The organism is Halalkalibacter alkaliphilus, from assembly GCF_023555415.1.
Taxonomy (GTDB): Bacteria; Bacillota; Bacilli; order Bacillales; family Bacillaceae_D; genus Halalkalibacter; species Halalkalibacter alkaliphilus.
This window is the reverse complement of sequence record NZ_JAKRYL010000023.1, coordinates 24,404-41,316: the sequence shown is the minus strand read 5'-3', so window position 1 is coordinate 41,316 and position 16,913 is coordinate 24,404. Positions and strand designations below refer to the sequence as shown.

Sequence of the window (16,913 nt, the reverse complement as noted above, 5' to 3'; positions counted from 1 at the left end):
AGGGGTGTCTCGCACTTAATTTCCTACCGAGGTAAGCAATAGATACAGGAACTCTTAACTGTGTTTTTATGCCCTCATGTCTACATGGGGGCTTTTTATATGCTTCTTAAGCGGTATGGTGAAAAACCATAGGAGGTGTAAGGATGAGCGTATTAGAACAAAAAAAGCAAGTTGTTGCAGATATTGCGACAAAACTACGTGAAAGTAAATCAACAGTAGTTGTTGACTACCGTGGATTAACTGTTGCTGAAGTGACAGAACTTCGTAAGCAACTTCGTGAAGCTGGTGTTGAGTTCAAGGTGTATAAAAACACGTTAGCTCGTCGTGCAACTGCTGAGGCTGAATTAACTGCTCTTGATGAGCAATTAGTTGGTCCTACAGCAATTGCGTTTAGTACAGATGATGTTATTGCTCCTGCGAAGGTCATTAACGAATTTGCTAAAAAGAACGAAGCTCTTGAAATTAAAGCTGGTGTCATTGAAGGACAAGTAGCTTCAGTTGCTGAAGTAAAAGCTCTTGCAGAACTTCCATCACGCGAAGGACTACTTTCAATGCTTGCAAACGTACTTCAAGCTCCGGTTCGTCAGTTTGCTTTGGCTACAAAAGCTGTTGCAGAGCAAAAAGAAGAACAAGGCGCTTAATATTTTTCCTGCCTAAGGCTACCGCTGTGTAGATAGGTTGTGAATATTTACATCTAATTTGTATGCAAATATACAAAGAGTATGTGTGAAACAAAATGCGTTAATCAAATAAATTATCAAAACGATAACAGGGAGGATTTACAAAATGAGTAAAGATCAAATCATTGAAGCGATTAAAGAAATGACAGTTTTAGAACTTAACGACCTAGTTAAAGCAATTGAAGAAGAGTTTGGCGTAACTGCTGCTGCTCCTGTAGCTGTAGCTGCTGCTGGTGGAGACGCTGGTGCTGCTGAGCAAACTGAGTTTGATGTAGTTCTTGAATCTGCTGGTGGTTCAAAAATCAACGTTATCAAAGTTGTTCGTGAAATCACAGGCCTTGGTCTTAAAGAAGCAAAAGCACTTGTTGATGGTGCTCCTGCTCCAATTAAAGAAGGCGTTTCTAAAGAAGAAGCTGAAGAATTCAAAGCTAAGCTTGAAGAAGCTGGCGCATCTGTTGAAGTTAAGTAATAAACCTGCACATAAGGGGCTCGCTTTTTGCGAGTCCTTTTTGTTTCGGATTTTATTTGGTTATACTGTATATCGATGTTAAGAAAAGGAGCGATCATATGTCTAACCATTACTATTCGGAAAACCCAACAGTGGGTAGTGAGGAAAGAGATTGGACTTTTACGTTAAGGGGTCAAACGTTTAATTTCTATTCTGATCGAGGGGTTTTTTCGAAAAATGAGGTTGATTTTGGGAGTAAGCTATTAATTGATGCTTTTGAATTTCCTTCCATAGAAGGGGATCTGTTAGATGTTGGTTGCGGTTATGGACCGATTGGCTTATCGCTGGCTGCGAGTGAAAAAAATAGACTTGTGCATATGGTCGATGTAAATGAAAGGGCATTGCATTTATCAGAACGCAACGCCGAGCGGAACGCCATTAGCAATGTGGACATTTACAAAAGTAATTGTCTTGATGGTGTATCAAAAATAGACTTTGCAGTTATTTTGACGAACCCTCCTATTCGTGCGGGGAAAAAAGTGGTTCATACGATTTTTGAACAGTCTTATGGACATTTAAAGGAACAAGGTGAGCTTTGGGTTGTTATTCAGAAGAAGCAAGGGGCACCTTCTGCCATTGAAAAACTAGAATCTCATTTTGGAGAAGTGACTGTAGTAGAAAAGAAAAAAGGTTATTTTATTATAAAAGCAAAAAAAGTTTGACCCAGCTTGTCTTTTGTGATATTGTTATTTAATGCGTATAACTACCTATTTTTAGATCGTATTTTCAGGAAAAGTCAAGAGGAAATATATGAATAGCGATGGATGATAGTGGTTATACTGGTATAATCGTTGAATTTTATGAAATAGATATCTATCTATTTCTTGTTATTAAGAAAGAAATCGAACTTTCTTTTAACGTCCGTACATAATTAGTGTGCGAGTTCTGCTTAATCTATAAAAATGTATAACCTAGCTTTACTTTTAGGTTTTATTCTTTTAAGTGGATAGGTTGCATTTTTAGATACTATAACGCGAGATTTGAGGGGTGAATCAGTTGACAGGTCAACTAGTTCAGTATGGACGCCACCGCCAGCGAAGAAGCTATGCAAGGATTAACGAAGTATTGGAGCTGCCGAATTTAATTGAGATTCAAACAGCATCCTATCAGTGGTTTCTTGATGAGGGCCTTAGAGAGATGTTCCAAGATATTTCTCCTATTCAAGACTTCACAGGAAACTTGGTTCTAGAATTTATTGACTATAGTCTTGGAGAGCCAAAATATCCAGTGGATGAATCAAAAGAGCGTGATGTGACGTTTGCGGCACCATTACGTGTGAAGGTTCGTTTAATTAATAAGGAAACTGGAGAAGTAAAGGAACAAGAAGTGTTCATGGGTGATTTCCCATTAATGACTGAGACAGGGACGTTTGTTATCAATGGGGCAGAGCGTGTCATTGTATCTCAGCTTGTTCGTTCGCCAAGTGTATACTACAGTCAAAAAACGGATAAGAACGGTAAGAAAGGTTTTACAGCTACTGTTATCCCAAACCGTGGTGCATGGTTGGAACTTGAAACAGATGCCAAAGATATCGTTTACGTTCGTATCGACCGCACAAGAAAAATACCAGTGACGGTTCTTTTGCGTGCATTAGGTTTTGGATCTGATCAAGAGATCATTGATTTACTTGGCGAAGATGAGTACCTTCGCAATTCGTTAGAAAAAGACAACACCGATGGAACAGATAAAGCGTTACTAGAAATTTATGAGCGCCTACGTCCAGGTGAGCCTCCAACAGTAGAAAACGCGAAAAGTCTTTTAGATTCACGTTTCTTTGATCCGAAACGTTATGACTTAGCGAATGTTGGACGTTATAAGATTAATAAGAAGCTTCATATAAAAAATCGTTTGTTTAACCAACGTCTAGCAGAAACTTTAGTAGACCCTGAAACAGGAGAAGTGATTGCTGAAGAAGGAACTCTACTAGATCGTCGTACACTTGACCGTATTTTGCCTTACCTTGAAAATAACGTAGGGTTCCGTCATGTACATGCTTCAGGCGGCGTTGTTGAAGACGATGATATTGCACTACAATCAATTAAAATTTACGCTCCTGATGATCAAGATGGAGAAAAGACAATCCGTGTTATTGGAAATGGAATGGTAGAGCGCGATGTGAAGCACATTACACCTTCAGATATCATTGCATCGATTAACTATTTCTTCAATCTATTACATGGTGTAGGGGACACGGATGACATTGACCATCTAGGAAACCGTCGTCTTCGTTCTGTCGGCGAACTTCTTCAAAATCAATTCCGTATTGGTTTATCTCGTATGGAACGTGTTGTTCGTGAGCGTATGTCGATTCAAGATCCGAATATGATTACACCTCAGGCGCTAATTAATATTCGTCCGGTGATTGCCTCTATTAAAGAGTTCTTTGGTAGCTCGCAATTATCGCAGTTCATGGATCAGACGAATCCTTTAGCAGAATTAACGCACAAACGTCGTCTATCGGCGTTAGGTCCAGGTGGTTTGACACGTGAACGTGCCGGCTTTGAGGTGCGTGACGTTCACTATTCTCACTATGGCCGTATGTGTCCGATTGAAACTCCTGAGGGACCGAACATCGGGTTAATTAACTCACTTTCATCTTTTGCGAAAGTGAATGAATTTGGATTTATGGAAACACCTTACCGTAGAGTAGATCCTGAAACAGGAAAAGTAACATCACAAATTGATTACTTAACTGCGGACGAAGAGGACAACTATGTTGTTGCCCAAGCAAACGCTCGCCTTGCTGAGGATGGTTCATTTATTGATGATAATATCATTGCTCGTTTCCGTGGGGAAAACACTGTTGTACCACGTGAGCGTCTAGATTACATGGATGTATCACCAAAGCAAGTAGTTTCTGCTGCGACTTCATGTATTCCGTTCTTAGAAAACGATGACTCAAACCGTGCCCTTATGGGAGCGAACATGCAACGTCAAGCAGTTCCATTGCTAGTTCCGGAATCACCGATTGTTGGTACTGGTATGGAACATGTATCTGCAAGAGATTCAGGTGCTGCCATTGTTGCTAAGACAAGAGGAATTGTTGAGCGTGTTACAGCGAAGGAAATCTGGGTTCGCAGACTTGAAGAAGTCGATGGCCAAGAAGTTAAGGGAGACTTAGATAAGTATAAACTTCAAAAATTTATCCGTTCTAACCAAGGAACGAGCTATAATCAACGTCCAATCGTAGCTGAAGGAAACGTCGTTGAAAAACGTGAAATTTTAGCTGATGGGCCGTCTATGGAACTAGGAGAAATGGCTCTAGGACGTAATGTTATGGTCGGGTTCATGACATGGGATGGGTATAACTATGAGGATGCAATCATCTTAAGTGAGCGACTCGTAAAAGACGATGTTTATACATCTGTACACATTGAGGAATATGAATCAGAAGCTCGTGATACGAAGCTTGGACCTGAAGAAATCACACGTGATATCCCGAACGTTGGGGAAGATGCTCTTAAAAATTTAGATGAGCGCGGAATTATCCGTGTTGGTGCGGAAGTAAAAGATGGAGATATTCTAGTTGGTAAAGTTACACCTAAAGGGGTAACAGAATTAACTGCTGAAGAACGTCTATTACATGCTATCTTCGGTGAAAAAGCTCGTGAAGTACGTGATACATCTCTACGTGCGCCGCACGGTGGAGACGGAATTGTTCTTGATGTAAAAATCTTCAACCGTGAAGATGGAGATGAGCTTCCTCCTGGTGTGAATCAGCTTGTTCGTGTTTATATCGTTCAGAAACGTAAAATTCACGAAGGAGATAAGATGGCCGGTCGTCACGGAAACAAAGGGGTTATCTCTCGTATTCTTCCGGAAGAGGATATGCCTTATTTACCAGATGGTACGCCGATTGATATCATGTTAAACCCACTAGGGGTTCCATCTCGTATGAATATCGGTCAGGTGCTAGAGCTACATTTAGGCATGGCTGCACGTAAACTAGGTATTCATGTTGCATCTCCGGTATTTGATGGTGCGAACGAGGAAGATGTTTGGGGCACGATTGAAGAAGCGGGTATGGCACGCGATGGAAAAACAATTTTATATGATGGTCGTACGGGTGAACCGTTTGATAACCGTGTATCAGTTGGGATCATGTACATGATCAAACTTGCTCACATGGTTGATGATAAGTTGCATGCACGTTCTACTGGACCATACTCTCTAGTAACACAGCAACCACTAGGTGGTAAAGCGCAGTTTGGTGGACAGCGTTTTGGAGAGATGGAAGTTTGGGCTCTTGAAGCTTATGGAGCGGCGTATACATTGCAAGAAATATTAACTGTTAAATCCGATGATGTTGTTGGACGTGTGAAGACGTATGAAGCGATTGTTAAAGGGGAAAATGTCCCAGAGCCAGGTGTACCAGAATCATTCAAGGTACTTATTAAAGAGCTTCAATCGCTAGGTATGGATGTTAAGATGCTTTCAAGTAACGAAGAGGAAATTGAGATGAGAGAGCTTGATGATGAAGACGATCAAACGAGTGAAAAGCTCAATTTGAATTTTGAGTCAAGTGAATCGAATGTGTAATATAAGCTTGGGAGCTAGTATTAGCTAGTTCCCTAAAGCTTTCTTTAAAGACACGATTACTTTTGTATCAGGCATAAATATGTGCTCGAATAGACATGGAAACGAAAAGGGAGGTTAGCCCCTTGATAGATGTAAACAACTTCGAATATATGAAAATTGGTCTTGCTTCACCAAATAAAGTCCGCTCTTGGTCAAGAGGGGAAGTTAAGAAGCCTGAAACAATCAACTATCGTACGTTAAAACCGGAAAAGGACGGCCTTTTCTGTGAGCGTATTTTTGGACCCACTAAGGACTGGGAATGTCACTGTGGAAAATACAAACGCGTCCGTTATAAAGGTGTCGTTTGTGACCGCTGTGGTGTAGAAGTAACACGTGCGAAAGTACGTCGTGAACGTATGGGACACATTGAATTAGCTGCTCCTGTGTCTCACATTTGGTACTTTAAAGGGATCCCAAGCCGTATGGGGCTTGTTTTAGATATGTCACCTCGTTCGCTTGAAGAAGTTATTTACTTTGCTTCCTATGTAGTGACAGACCCAGGTGATACACCTCTTGAGAAGAAACAACTACTTTCTGAAAAAGAATATCGTACATACCGTGACAAATACGGTCGTTCGTTTAATGCACAAATGGGTGCAGAAGCGATTCGTAAGTTGCTTTCCGATATTGACTTAGAAAAAGAAGTTGGTTTATTAAAGGAAGAGCTTGTTACAGCGCAAGGGCAACGCCGTACACGTGCGGTAAAACGTCTTGAAGTGTTAGAAGCTTTCCGTCATTCTGGTAATGAACCATCTTGGATGATCCTTGATGTTCTTCCGGTTATTCCTCCTGAATTACGTCCAATGGTTCAATTAGATGGTGGTCGTTTTGCGACTTCTGATTTGAATGATCTATATCGTCGTGTGATTAACCGTAACAACCGCTTAAAGCGTCTTCTTGACTTAGGGGCACCGAATATCATTGTTCAAAATGAAAAGCGTATGCTTCAAGAAGCTGTTGATGCACTAATCGATAATGGCCGTCGTGGACGTCCAGTTACAGGACCAGGTAATCGCCCGCTTAAATCTCTTTCACATATGTTAAAAGGGAAGCAAGGGCGCTTCCGTCAAAATCTACTCGGTAAGCGTGTTGACTACTCAGGTCGTTCAGTTATCGTAGTAGGACCAAATTTAAAGATGTACCAATGTGGTCTTCCAAAAGAGATGGCACTTGAGTTATTTAAACCTTTTGTTATGAAAGAGCTTGTATCAAAAGGCCTTGCTCATAACATTAAGAGTGCAAAGCGTAAAGTAGAGAAAGTACAGCCGGAAGTTTGGGATGTGTTAGAAGAAGTAATCCGTGAACATCCTGTTCTTCTAAACCGAGCACCAACGCTTCACCGTCTAGGTATTCAAGCTTTTGAACCAACACTAGTTGAAGGTCGTGCAATCAAGCTTCATCCGCTTGTATGTACAGCTTATAATGCTGACTTTGATGGTGACCAAATGGCGGTACACGTACCTTTATCTGCCGAAGCACAAGCCGAAGCACGTATTTTAATGCTTGCTGCTCAAAACATTTTGAATCCAAAAGACGGGAAACCTGTTGTTACTCCATCACAGGATATGGTTCTTGGTAACTATTATTTAACGATGGAACGTGATAACGCAAAAGGTCAAGGGAAGATCTTTAAGGATACAAACGAAGCGCTAATCGCATATCAAAATGGATATGTTCATTTGCATTCTCGTATTGCTATTCCTGTTTCTTCATTAAATAAACCAACGTTCCGTGAAGATCAAAATGATAAGCTGTTATTAACGACAGTTGGTAAATTAATCTTCAATGAAATTTTACCTGAGTCGTTCCCGTATATTAATGAGCCGACAATGTATAACTTAGAGCAAGAGACTCCTGAGAAGTATATTGTTCCTAGTACAACAGACGTGAGTGAATATTTCGAAAACAACGAACTTGTTTTGCCGTTTAAGAAAGGTTTCTTAGGAAACGTTATCGCTGAAGTCTTTAAGAAGTTTGCGATTGCAGAAACTTCAAAAATGTTAGACCGAATGAAAGAATTAGGATTTAAATATTCTACAAGAGCTGGTATTACGGTTGGGGTTGCTGACATTGTCGTACTAGCAGAGAAGAAAGAAATCCTTGCAGAAGCTGAACAAAAAGTAGAGAAGATTTTAAAGCAGTTCCGTCGTGGTTTAATTACAGAGGAAGAGCGTTATGATCGTGTTATCTCAGTTTGGAGTGAAGCGAAGGATGTTATTCAAAATAAACTAATGGGAACACTTGACCGCTCGAACCCAATCTTCATGATGAGTGACTCTGGTGCCCGTGGTAACGCATCTAACTTTACTCAGCTTGCTGGTATGCGTGGTCTAATGGCGAACCCGTCTGGTCGTATTATTGAGTTACCGATCAAGTCAAGTTTCCGTGAGGGTCTTACCGTACTCGAGTACTTTATCTCGACACACGGTGCGCGTAAAGGTCTTGCCGATACAGCCCTTAAGACAGCTGACTCAGGTTACTTAACTCGTCGACTTGTTGACGTTGCTCAAGATGTTATTGTTCGTTCAGATGATTGTGGAACAGACAGAGGTTTAGCTGTTCAAGCAATTAAAGAAGGCAATGAAGTAATTGAGAATTTGTATGACCGTCTTGTTGGTCGTGTGGCATTTAAAACACTTAAGCACCCTGAAACTGGGGAAGTGTTGATTAAGAAGAACGAATTAATACATGAAGACATTGCAAAAACAATTGTTGATGCAGGCGTAGAAGAAGTGACGATTCGTTCAGTATTTACTTGTGATACTAGACACGGTGTGTGTAAGAAGTGTTACGGACGTAACTTAGCAACTGGTAGCGATGTAGAAGTTGGGGAAGCGGTAGGTATAATCGCTGCTCAATCAATCGGTGAGCCAGGAACTCAGCTTACAATGCGTACTTTCCATACCGGTGGGGTAGCAGGTGACGATATCACACAAGGTTTACCACGTATCCAAGAGTTATTTGAAGCGCGTAATCCAAAAGGTCAAGCGGTTATCTCTGAAATCGATGGTGAAATTATTGATTTCAAAGAAGGAGATAAGCGTGAAATTACAATTAAGAGTGAGATGGAAACGAAGAACTATGCGATTCCTTATGGCGCTCGTCTTAAGGTATCTGTTGGAGACTTCATTAAATTTGGTGAGCCAATCACGGAAGGTTCCATAGATCCTAAAGAATTATTGAAAGTAAAAGGCATGAGTGGTGTTCAAGAGTACCTACTTCGTGAGGTACAAAAGGTTTACCGTATGCAAGGGGTTGAAATCGGTGATAAGCACGTTGAAGTAATGGTTCGCCAAATGCTTCGTAAAGTACGTGTTGTTGATGCTGGTGAAACAAAGGTATTACCAGGTGCTCTAATTGAGATTCAACAGTTTAACGATGAGAATAAGAAAGTTCTTCTTGAACAACAACGCCCTGCAACAGGGAAGCCAGTGCTACTTGGTATTACAAAGGCGTCTCTTGAGACAGATTCATTCTTATCTGCTGCATCATTCCAAGAAACAACTCGTGTGTTAACAGATGCTGCAATTAAAGGTAAGCGCGATGAACTACTTGGCTTAAAAGAGAATGTTATTATTGGTAAGCTTGTACCAGCTGGAACAGGTATGCCAAGATACCGTCATTTAAATATTACTTCTGAATACGATCAAGTAGAAACTGAAGATTCAGAAGAAAAAATCGCTGAGGGTGCACTTACTCACGAATAATTTTTTAAAAAAGTTGACAGTGTTGTGCGAGAGTGGTAATATATCAAAGTGTGCCTGAGAGAAACCTGTTACTTTGGAGGATGAAAGATGTCTTATGATAAAGTTTTACAGGCAAAAGAACTGATTATAGGTACCAAACAAACGCTTAAGGCGCTTGATGATGGTATAGTTTCAGAGGTTTTAATTGCAAAAGATGCAGAATACCGTGTGATATACAAAGTAGAAGCATTAGCTAAGACCAAAGAAATACCACTTTTATATGTCGACTCAATGAAGAAGCTTGGAAAAGCATGTGGAATTGATGTCGGTGCTGCCACTGTTGCTTTAAGGAAATAATATGTTTTTGCCAGTCGGTGACATCCGCTTGGCAAAAACTTTCCTTTTGCCTAATAATGAACCACCAGGACCAGTGGTCTTAAATATTTTGAAGAGAGGAGGAAACAAAATGCCTACAATTAATCAATTGATTCGTAAAGGTCGTGTTGCGAAAGTTAAGAAGTCTGATTCACCAGCTCTTAACAAAGGGTTCAACAGTTTCAAAAAGTCTCAAACTAACCTATCATCTCCACAAAAACGTGGTGTTTGTACTCGTGTTGGTACAATGACTCCAAAGAAACCGAACTCAGCACTTCGTAAATATGCACGTGTACGTTTAACTAACCAAATCGAGGTAACAGCTTACATCCCAGGGATTGGTCACAACCTTCAAGAGCACAGTGTTGTTCTTATCCGTGGTGGACGTGTAAAGGATTTACCAGGGGTTCGTTATCACATCGTACGTGGAGCACTTGATACGGCAGGAGTTCAAAACCGTATGCAAGGTCGTTCTAAATATGGAACTAAGCGTCCAAAAGATAAAAAGTAATATTAACTAGTATGGAAGGGAGGGTAAATTATGCCTCGTAAAGGACCAGTCGCTCGTCGCGATGTATTACCAGATCCAATTTACAAGTCGAAGCTTGTTACACGTTTAATCAACCGTATTATGGAGGATGGAAAGCGTGGAAAAGCTCAAACAATTCTTTATAATGCATTTGAAATCGTTAAAGAACGTAGCGGAAATGACCCTATGGAAGTTTTCGATCAAGCATTAAAGAACATTATGCCAGTACTTGAGGTTAAAGCACGCCGTGTCGGTGGTGCTAACTATCAAGTGCCAATCGAAGTTAAGCCTGAGCGTCGTACAACATTAGGTCTTCGTTGGTTAGTAAACTATTCACGCCTTCGTGGTGAGAAGACAATGGAAGAGCGTCTAGCTAATGAAATTCTTGATGCTGCGAACAACACAGGTGCTTCTGTTAAGAAGCGTGAAGATACTCACAAGATGGCAGAAGCGAACAAAGCATTCGCTCACTATCGCTGGTAGGATTTATATTAATCTAAATAAAATGTTTCTTATAGGAAGGAGAAATACCCTATGGCAAGAGAGTTCTCCTTAAAAGATACACGTAATATCGGCATCATGGCTCACATCGATGCCGGTAAAACAACAACAACAGAACGTGTTCTTTTCTACACAGGACGTATCCATAAAATTGGTGAAACTCATGAAGGTGCATCTCAAATGGACTGGATGGCACAGGAGCAAGAGCGTGGTATCACAATCACTTCTGCTGCAACAACAGCATCATGGAAAGATCACCGTATTAATATCATCGATACACCTGGACACGTAGACTTCACGGTAGAAGTAGAACGTTCTTTACGTGTATTGGACGGAGCTGTAGCAGTACTTGATGCTCAATCTGGTGTTGAGCCTCAAACAGAAACAGTTTGGCGCCAAGCTACTACTTATGGTGTACCACGTGTCGTATTTGTTAACAAAATGGACAAGACAGGTGCAGATTTCCTTTATTCATTAGGAACTCTTCGTGATCGTCTACAAGCAAATGCACATGCAATCCAATTACCAATTGGTGCAGAAGACGAGTTTGAAGGAATCATTGATCTAGTTGAGATGGTTGCTTACTTCTATGAAGATGATCTTGGTACTCGTACTGAAGCAAAAGAAATTCCTGCTGAGTACAAAGATAAAGCTCAAGAATTACATGAGCAACTTGTTGAAGCAGTAGCTGAACTTGATGAAGAATTAATGATGAAATACCTAGAAGGTGAAGAATTAACGAAGGAAGAAATCAAAGCTGCAATCCGTAAAGGTACTTGTAACGTTGAGTTCTACCCAGTAATTTGTGGTTCTGCATTTAAGAACAAAGGTGTTCAACTTATGCTTGACGCTGTTCTTGATTACTTACCATCACCTTTAGATGTACCAGCGATCAAAGGTATTGTGCCTGAAACTGAGGAAGAAGTAACTCGTGAATCTAGCGATGAAGGTCCGTTCTCTGCTTTAGCATTTAAAGTTATGACTGACCCTTATGTTGGTAAACTTACATTCTTCCGTGTGTACTCTGGTACATTAAATTCAGGTTCTTATGTTAAGAACTCTACGAAAGACAAGCGTGAGCGTGTTGGACGTATCCTACAAATGCATGCGAACTCTCGTGAAGAGATCTCTACAGTTTATGCTGGCGATATCGCTGCTGCAGTAGGTTTGAAAGATACAACTACTGGTGATACTCTATGTGATGAAAAGAATCTTGTTATTCTAGAATCTATGGATTTCCCAGAGCCAGTTATCTCATTATCAGTTGAGCCTAAATCTAAGGCTGACCAAGATAAAATGGGTATGGCTTTAGCGAAGCTTGCTGAAGAGGATCCAACATTCCGTACTGAAACAAACGAAGAAACGGGACAAACAATTATTTCTGGTATGGGTGAGCTTCACCTTGATATCATTGTTGACCGTATGAAGCGTGAGTTTAAAGTGGAAGCTAACGTTGGTGCGCCTCAAGTATCTTATCGTGAAACAATTCGTCAAGCAGCTCAGGTTGAAGGTAAGTTCGTTCGTCAATCTGGTGGTCGTGGACAATTTGGTCACGTATGGGTTGAGTTCTCTCCGAATGAAGAGGGCGCAGGTTTTGAATTTGAAAATGCAATTGTCGGTGGTTCAGTACCACGTGAATACATTGGTTCTGTAGAACAAGGTATTGAAGAAGCTCTTGTTAACGGTATGATCGCTGGTTACCCAGTAATCGATATTAAAGCTAAGCTTTATGATGGTTCTTACCATGATGTCGATTCAAGTGAGATGGCGTTTAAGATCGCTGCTTCAATGGCACTGAAAAATGCAAAATCGAAATGTAGCCCAGTTTTACTTGAGCCATTAATGAAAGTTGAAATTGTTGTACCTGAAGAGTACATGGGAGACGTAATGGGTGACGTTACAGCTCGTCGTGGACGCGTAGAAGGTATGGAAGCTCGCGGTAACGCTCAAATCGTTAAAGCATTTGTTCCACTTGCTGAAATGTTTGGTTATGCGACTTCACTTCGTTCTCGTACGCAAGGTCGCGGAACTTACTCAATGTTCTTTGATCATTATGAGGAAGTACCTAAGAGTGTTGCTGAAGAGATCATCAAGAAACAAACTGGACAATAATTTTTGTTTATAATTGTTTCTAAAGTCTTTTTGTTGTAAGCTAAGAAAGGTGTGAATTTCGTAACGATATTTCACCTTTCTTATCCATAAAAATTATTTACATTATACTTATGTTCAATTAAGGGAGGAAATGAATCATGGCTAAAGAAAAATTCGACCGTTCCAAAACGCATGCCAATATCGGTACTATTGGACACGTTGACCACGGTAAAACTACACTTACTGCTGCAATCACAACAGTATTAGCTAAAAGATCTGGTAAAGGTAACGCAATGGCGTATGACGCTATTGATGGTGCTCCAGAAGAGCGTGAGCGTGGAATCACAATCTCAACTGCACACGTTGAGTACGAAACTGACAACCGTCACTATGCACACGTTGACTGCCCAGGACACGCTGACTATGTTAAAAACATGATCACTGGTGCTGCTCAAATGGACGGAGGAATCCTAGTAGTATCTGCTGCTGATGGTCCAATGCCACAAACTCGTGAGCACATCCTATTATCTCGTCAAGTAGGTGTACCTTACCTAGTTGTATTCTTAAACAAATGTGACATGGTAGACGACGAAGAGCTACTTGAATTAGTAGAAATGGAAGTTCGCGACCTACTTTCTGAGTACGATTTCCCTGGTGATGACGTACCAGTTATCCAAGGTTCTGCTCTTAAAGCTCTTGAAGGAGATGCTGAGTGGGAAGAAAAAATCATCGAGCTTATGGCTGCAGTTGATGACTACATCCCAACTCCTGAGCGTGACAAAGAGAAGCCTTTCATGATGCCAGTTGAGGATGTATTCTCAATCACTGGTCGTGGTACAGTTGCTACTGGTCGTGTTGAGCGTGGACAACTTAACGTTGGTGACACTATCGACATCATCGGTATCACTGAAGAGCCAAAATCAACTACTTGTACTGGAGTAGAAATGTTCCGTAAGCTTCTTGACTATGCTGAAGCTGGAGATAACATTGGTGCACTTCTTCGTGGGGTTGCTCGTGATGAAGTACAACGTGGTCAAGTACTTGCTAAGCCAGGTACAATCACTCCACACACAAACTTCAAAGCTGAAGTTTACGTTCTTTCTAAAGAAGAGGGTGGACGTCACACTCCATTCTTCACTAACTACCGTCCTCAGTTCTACTTCCGTACAACTGACGTAACTGGAATCGTTCAACTTCCAGAAGGCGTTGAGATGGTAATGCCTGGTGACAACATCGAGATGACTGTTGAGCTTATCGCTCCAATCGCTATCGAAGAAGGTACTAAGTTCTCTATCCGTGAGGGTGGACGTACTGTTGGTGCCGGCGTTGTTGCATCAATTCAAAAGTAATTACATTTATAAAGACACCTTGGTTTAATCCAAGGTGTCTTTTAGTGCTTAAACTAACTTTAATTTAATTAAGAGGTTTTCACTTTATTATTACGCTCTCTAGACAGAAGAATCATACAGATGGGAGCTACTAACGCAACTAAACCAATCGAAGTAAATGCTATTCCCCAAGAATAGTAATCTAAGATTATCCCAAAGATTAATGGTGCGAAGATTGTTGCACTAAATCCTAATACAGACTGTATACCTAAAGCGATTCCTAATAATTCAGGATCTGTCACGTCACTAATGGCTGTATTATAAATAGGGGAATCAGCAACAATTGTAAATCCGTATATGAAAGCAATTACTAACATAATAATTATAGGAACAAACGTCAGCCAACCAATAATAAGTGAGCACATAATACTAATAAGAAGAAACACAGTTGCCGTTTGCCCTCTTCCAAACTTATCCGATAGTCTTCCGCCTAAATATGTAGCAAGCCCACCAATAATAATTATTAGCGCACCTGTTGTATTGCCAAACTGTAGTGCAGCATCTTCTTCATAACCTTGATTGCTAAAATAAAAAACTAAAAACGGACCGATCCACGACCACATTGCATATAGTTCCCAGCAGTGACCGGTGTACCCTCCATTAATAAGTAGATTTTTCTTCTTAAACACACTTCTCATTTTAATTAGCGTTAAATTATATCCTTCTATTCTTATAGATGGTGGTATTCGAATAGATAAAATAAGTATGGCAGCAAAGATACTTAAAGACGATGTTAAAAGAATGACTCCTTGCCAGCCAATCCATTTAATGAATAAACCAGATATAAGAAGCGAACTACCAGAACCAACAACTAAAGATCCAACATAAATGCCGAGTGCTCGTCCGCGTTTCTCTGCTGGAAATAATTCAGCTACAATCTTCATTCCAGGAACATAAATACCAGCAACGCCTATACCAGACAACGTTCTAAGTAACAATGCAGACCAAAAGCCATCTGCTATAAGCGCGAATGCAATTCCGGAGGCTCCAGCTAGAAAAGCACCAACCACAAAGGAATATTTAGGATTATATGCTGTAATTAAAAAACTATAAAAGATAATAGCAATGACATAACCAATATGAAAGAATGCTAATATAAATCCAGACTGACTCGAAGTTAATCCCCACTCAACCTCAATTATCGGAATAATCGAAGAATAGTTAAACCAAACTTGCATGACGAAAAATTGTGCTAATGATAACACCCATAGTAATCGAACAGATCTCTCCATAAAACCTCCTATAGCCATTGCAAATAAACTACATAATTGTAGTTTACAACATTTGCTATTGGAAACTTAGAAATACATTGCATAAAGAAGTTGATTTTTAATAAAAAGGGCTATATAATAGTAAAAGTGTGATCAGCGTAGGTTTTCCACTTGCACTGGTTTTTATTTTTGTGTATAATGTGGAATGTTGGTCATTGGCAGCGATGATGTGGAAGGTTGCTGACACACCCGGCCCCATTGCCATGGCAGGGTGTAGGAAATTTCCACGGAGTATGTCTGTTTATAAAATGGACGAAAAAGGAGGGGCTATAATGGCAAAGCAAAAGATTCGCATTCGTTTGAAAGCATATGATCATAGAGTCCTTGATCAATCTGCAGAAAAGATTGTTGAAACAGCAAAACGTTCAGGTGCAAGTGTATCGGGTCCGATTCCACTTCCAACTGAGAAGTCTGTATATACAATCCTTCGTGCGGTTCACAAGTACAAAGATTCTCGTGAACAGTTCGAAATGCGTACTCACAAGCGTCTAATTGACATTGTGAATCCAACACCACAAACTGTGGATGCTTTAATGCGTTTGGATTTACCATCTGGTGTCGATATCGAAATTAAGCTTTAGTACTAACATTTAATTTAACTAATGAGTAATTAACTCATTATTATGATATGAAAAATGGCATAAAAATATGATTTTTATTAGGAGGTGTAACGGATGTCCAAAGGAATCTTAGGTAGAAAAATTGGTATGACACAAGTATTTGCTGAGAATGGTGAAGTAATCCCTGTAACAGTTATTGAAGCTGAACCAAACGTGGTTCTTCAAAAGAAAACTGTTGACTCTGATGGTTACGAAGCAATCCAAGTTGGATTTGCTGACCAAAAGAAAGCAAACACAAACAAACCAGCTGAAGGCCACGCGGCGAAAGCTAACACGGCTCCTAAGCGCTTCATCAAGGAAATCCGTAACGTAAATCTTGACGAGTATGAAGTAGGTCAAGAAGTTAAGGTAGATACATTTGCTGAAGGTGATGTAGTAGACGTAACAGGAACATCGAAAGGGAAAGGTTTCCAAGGTGCTATTAAGCGTCATAACCAATCTCGCGGACCGATGTCTCACGGTTCTCGCTATCACCGTCGCCCAGGTTCAATGGGTCCAGTTGCTCCAAACCGTGTATTCAAAGGGAAATTACTTCCTGGACGTATGGGTGGAGAAACGATCACAGTTCAAAATCTTGAAATCGTAAAAGTGGATGCAGAACGCAATCTTCTTTTAGTGAAAGGTAACGTACCTGGAGCTAAGAAGAGCTACGTGTCTATCCAAAGTGCGGTTAAAGTAAAATAAAG

Annotated in this window: 13 protein-coding genes and 1 other annotated feature (1 of these 14 cut by a window edge); of the genes, 12 read left to right on the top strand and 1 reads right to left on the bottom strand. The window is 40.4% G+C overall.

Annotation, left to right across the window (positions count from 1 at the left end; all coding sequences use genetic code 11):
* Positions 1 to 107 (top strand) — a sequence feature (ribosomal protein L10 leader region) (it extends 29 nt beyond the left edge of the window).
* A gap of 36 nt (positions 108 to 143) precedes the next feature.
* The 10 genes from rplJ to tuf all read left to right on the top strand — a co-directional run bounded on the left by rplJ (position 144) and on the right by tuf (position 14,297).
* The gene (gene rplJ / locus MF646_RS18405) at positions 144 to 641 is read left to right on the top strand and encodes a 50S ribosomal protein L10 (protein WP_250097967.1); all 498 of its coding nucleotides are present in this window, start codon (positions 144 to 146) and stop codon (positions 639 to 641) included.
* A 145-nt stretch (positions 642 to 786) separates the two neighbouring features.
* A complete protein-coding gene (gene rplL / locus MF646_RS18400; RefSeq protein ID WP_250097966.1) occupies positions 787 to 1,149 on the top strand; it encodes a 50S ribosomal protein L7/L12 in 363 nt (120 codons plus the stop codon).
* 98 nt (positions 1,150 to 1,247) lie between these two features.
* On the top strand, positions 1,248 to 1,850 hold the full coding sequence (locus MF646_RS18395; RefSeq protein ID WP_250097965.1) for a class I SAM-dependent methyltransferase: 603 nt from the start codon (positions 1,248 to 1,250) through the stop codon (positions 1,848 to 1,850).
* A gap of 334 nt (positions 1,851 to 2,184) precedes the next feature.
* The gene (rpoB, locus tag MF646_RS18390) at positions 2,185 to 5,727 is read left to right on the top strand and encodes a DNA-directed RNA polymerase subunit beta (protein ID WP_250097964.1); all 3,543 of its coding nucleotides are present in this window, start codon (positions 2,185 to 2,187) and stop codon (positions 5,725 to 5,727) included.
* Between the two features lie 122 nt (positions 5,728 to 5,849).
* On the top strand, positions 5,850 to 9,473 hold the full coding sequence (rpoC, locus tag MF646_RS18385; RefSeq protein ID WP_250097963.1) for a DNA-directed RNA polymerase subunit beta': 3,624 nt from the start codon (positions 5,850 to 5,852) through the stop codon (positions 9,471 to 9,473).
* A gap of 87 nt (positions 9,474 to 9,560) precedes the next feature.
* Positions 9,561 to 9,809, top strand: a complete 249-nt coding sequence (locus tag MF646_RS18380; protein ID WP_250097962.1) for a 50S ribosomal protein L7ae-like protein — start codon at positions 9,561 to 9,563, stop codon at positions 9,807 to 9,809.
* A 109-nt stretch (positions 9,810 to 9,918) separates the two neighbouring features.
* Positions 9,919 to 10,338: a 30S ribosomal protein S12 gene (gene rpsL, locus MF646_RS18375; protein ID WP_034631505.1), complete on the top strand. Its 420-nt coding sequence runs from the start codon at positions 9,919 to 9,921 to the stop codon at positions 10,336 to 10,338.
* 30 nt (positions 10,339 to 10,368) lie between these two features.
* Positions 10,369 to 10,839 carry a 30S ribosomal protein S7 gene (gene rpsG / locus MF646_RS18370; RefSeq protein ID WP_066159544.1) on the top strand — a complete coding sequence of 157 codons (471 nt, stop codon included), beginning with the start codon at positions 10,369 to 10,371 and terminating at the stop codon, positions 10,837 to 10,839.
* Between the two features lie 51 nt (positions 10,840 to 10,890).
* On the top strand, positions 10,891 to 12,969 hold the full coding sequence (gene fusA / locus MF646_RS18365) for an elongation factor G (RefSeq protein WP_250097961.1): 2,079 nt from the start codon (positions 10,891 to 10,893) through the stop codon (positions 12,967 to 12,969).
* Positions 12,970 to 13,106: 137 nt separating this feature from the next.
* A complete protein-coding gene (gene tuf / locus MF646_RS18360) occupies positions 13,107 to 14,297 on the top strand; it encodes an elongation factor Tu (protein ID WP_250097960.1) in 1,191 nt (396 codons plus the stop codon).
* A gap of 68 nt (positions 14,298 to 14,365) precedes the next feature.
* Here tuf and MF646_RS18355 read toward each other — a convergent pair whose 3' ends face one another.
* Positions 14,366 to 15,568: an MFS transporter gene (locus MF646_RS18355; protein WP_250097959.1), complete on the bottom strand. Its 1,203-nt coding sequence runs from the start codon at positions 15,566 to 15,568 to the stop codon at positions 14,366 to 14,368.
* Between the two features lie 311 nt (positions 15,569 to 15,879).
* Between MF646_RS18355 and rpsJ the strand changes: the two genes are divergently transcribed.
* Together rpsJ and rplC are read left to right on the top strand one after the other, a co-directional pair.
* Positions 15,880 to 16,188, top strand: coding sequence for a 30S ribosomal protein S10 (gene rpsJ, locus MF646_RS18350; protein WP_017729599.1), 309 nt, complete (start codon positions 15,880 to 15,882; stop codon positions 16,186 to 16,188).
* 93 nt (positions 16,189 to 16,281) lie between these two features.
* A complete protein-coding gene (gene rplC / locus MF646_RS18345; protein ID WP_250097958.1) occupies positions 16,282 to 16,911 on the top strand; it encodes a 50S ribosomal protein L3 in 630 nt (209 codons plus the stop codon).
* Positions 16,912 to 16,913 lie beyond the last annotated feature (2 nt).

Coding starts and splice junctions, on each gene's coding strand:
- rplJ (WP_250097967.1), top strand. CDS start 144: ATGAGCGTATTAGAACAAAAAAAGCAAGTTGTTGCAGATATTGCGACA.
- rplL (WP_250097966.1), top strand. CDS start 787: ATGAGTAAAGATCAAATCATTGAAGCGATTAAAGAAATGACAGTTTTA.
- MF646_RS18395 (WP_250097965.1), top strand. CDS start 1,248: ATGTCTAACCATTACTATTCGGAAAACCCAACAGTGGGTAGTGAGGAA.
- MF646_RS18380 (WP_250097962.1), top strand. CDS start 9,561: ATGTCTTATGATAAAGTTTTACAGGCAAAAGAACTGATTATAGGTACC.
- rpsL (WP_034631505.1), top strand. CDS start 9,919: ATGCCTACAATTAATCAATTGATTCGTAAAGGTCGTGTTGCGAAAGTT.
- rpsG (WP_066159544.1), top strand. CDS start 10,369: ATGCCTCGTAAAGGACCAGTCGCTCGTCGCGATGTATTACCAGATCCA.
- fusA (WP_250097961.1), top strand. CDS start 10,891: ATGGCAAGAGAGTTCTCCTTAAAAGATACACGTAATATCGGCATCATG.
- tuf (WP_250097960.1), top strand. CDS start 13,107: ATGGCTAAAGAAAAATTCGACCGTTCCAAAACGCATGCCAATATCGGT.
- MF646_RS18355 (WP_250097959.1), bottom strand. CDS start 15,568: ATGGAGAGATCTGTTCGATTACTATGGGTGTTATCATTAGCACAATTT.
- rpsJ (WP_017729599.1), top strand. CDS start 15,880: ATGGCAAAGCAAAAGATTCGCATTCGTTTGAAAGCATATGATCATAGA.
- rplC (WP_250097958.1), top strand. CDS start 16,282: ATGTCCAAAGGAATCTTAGGTAGAAAAATTGGTATGACACAAGTATTT.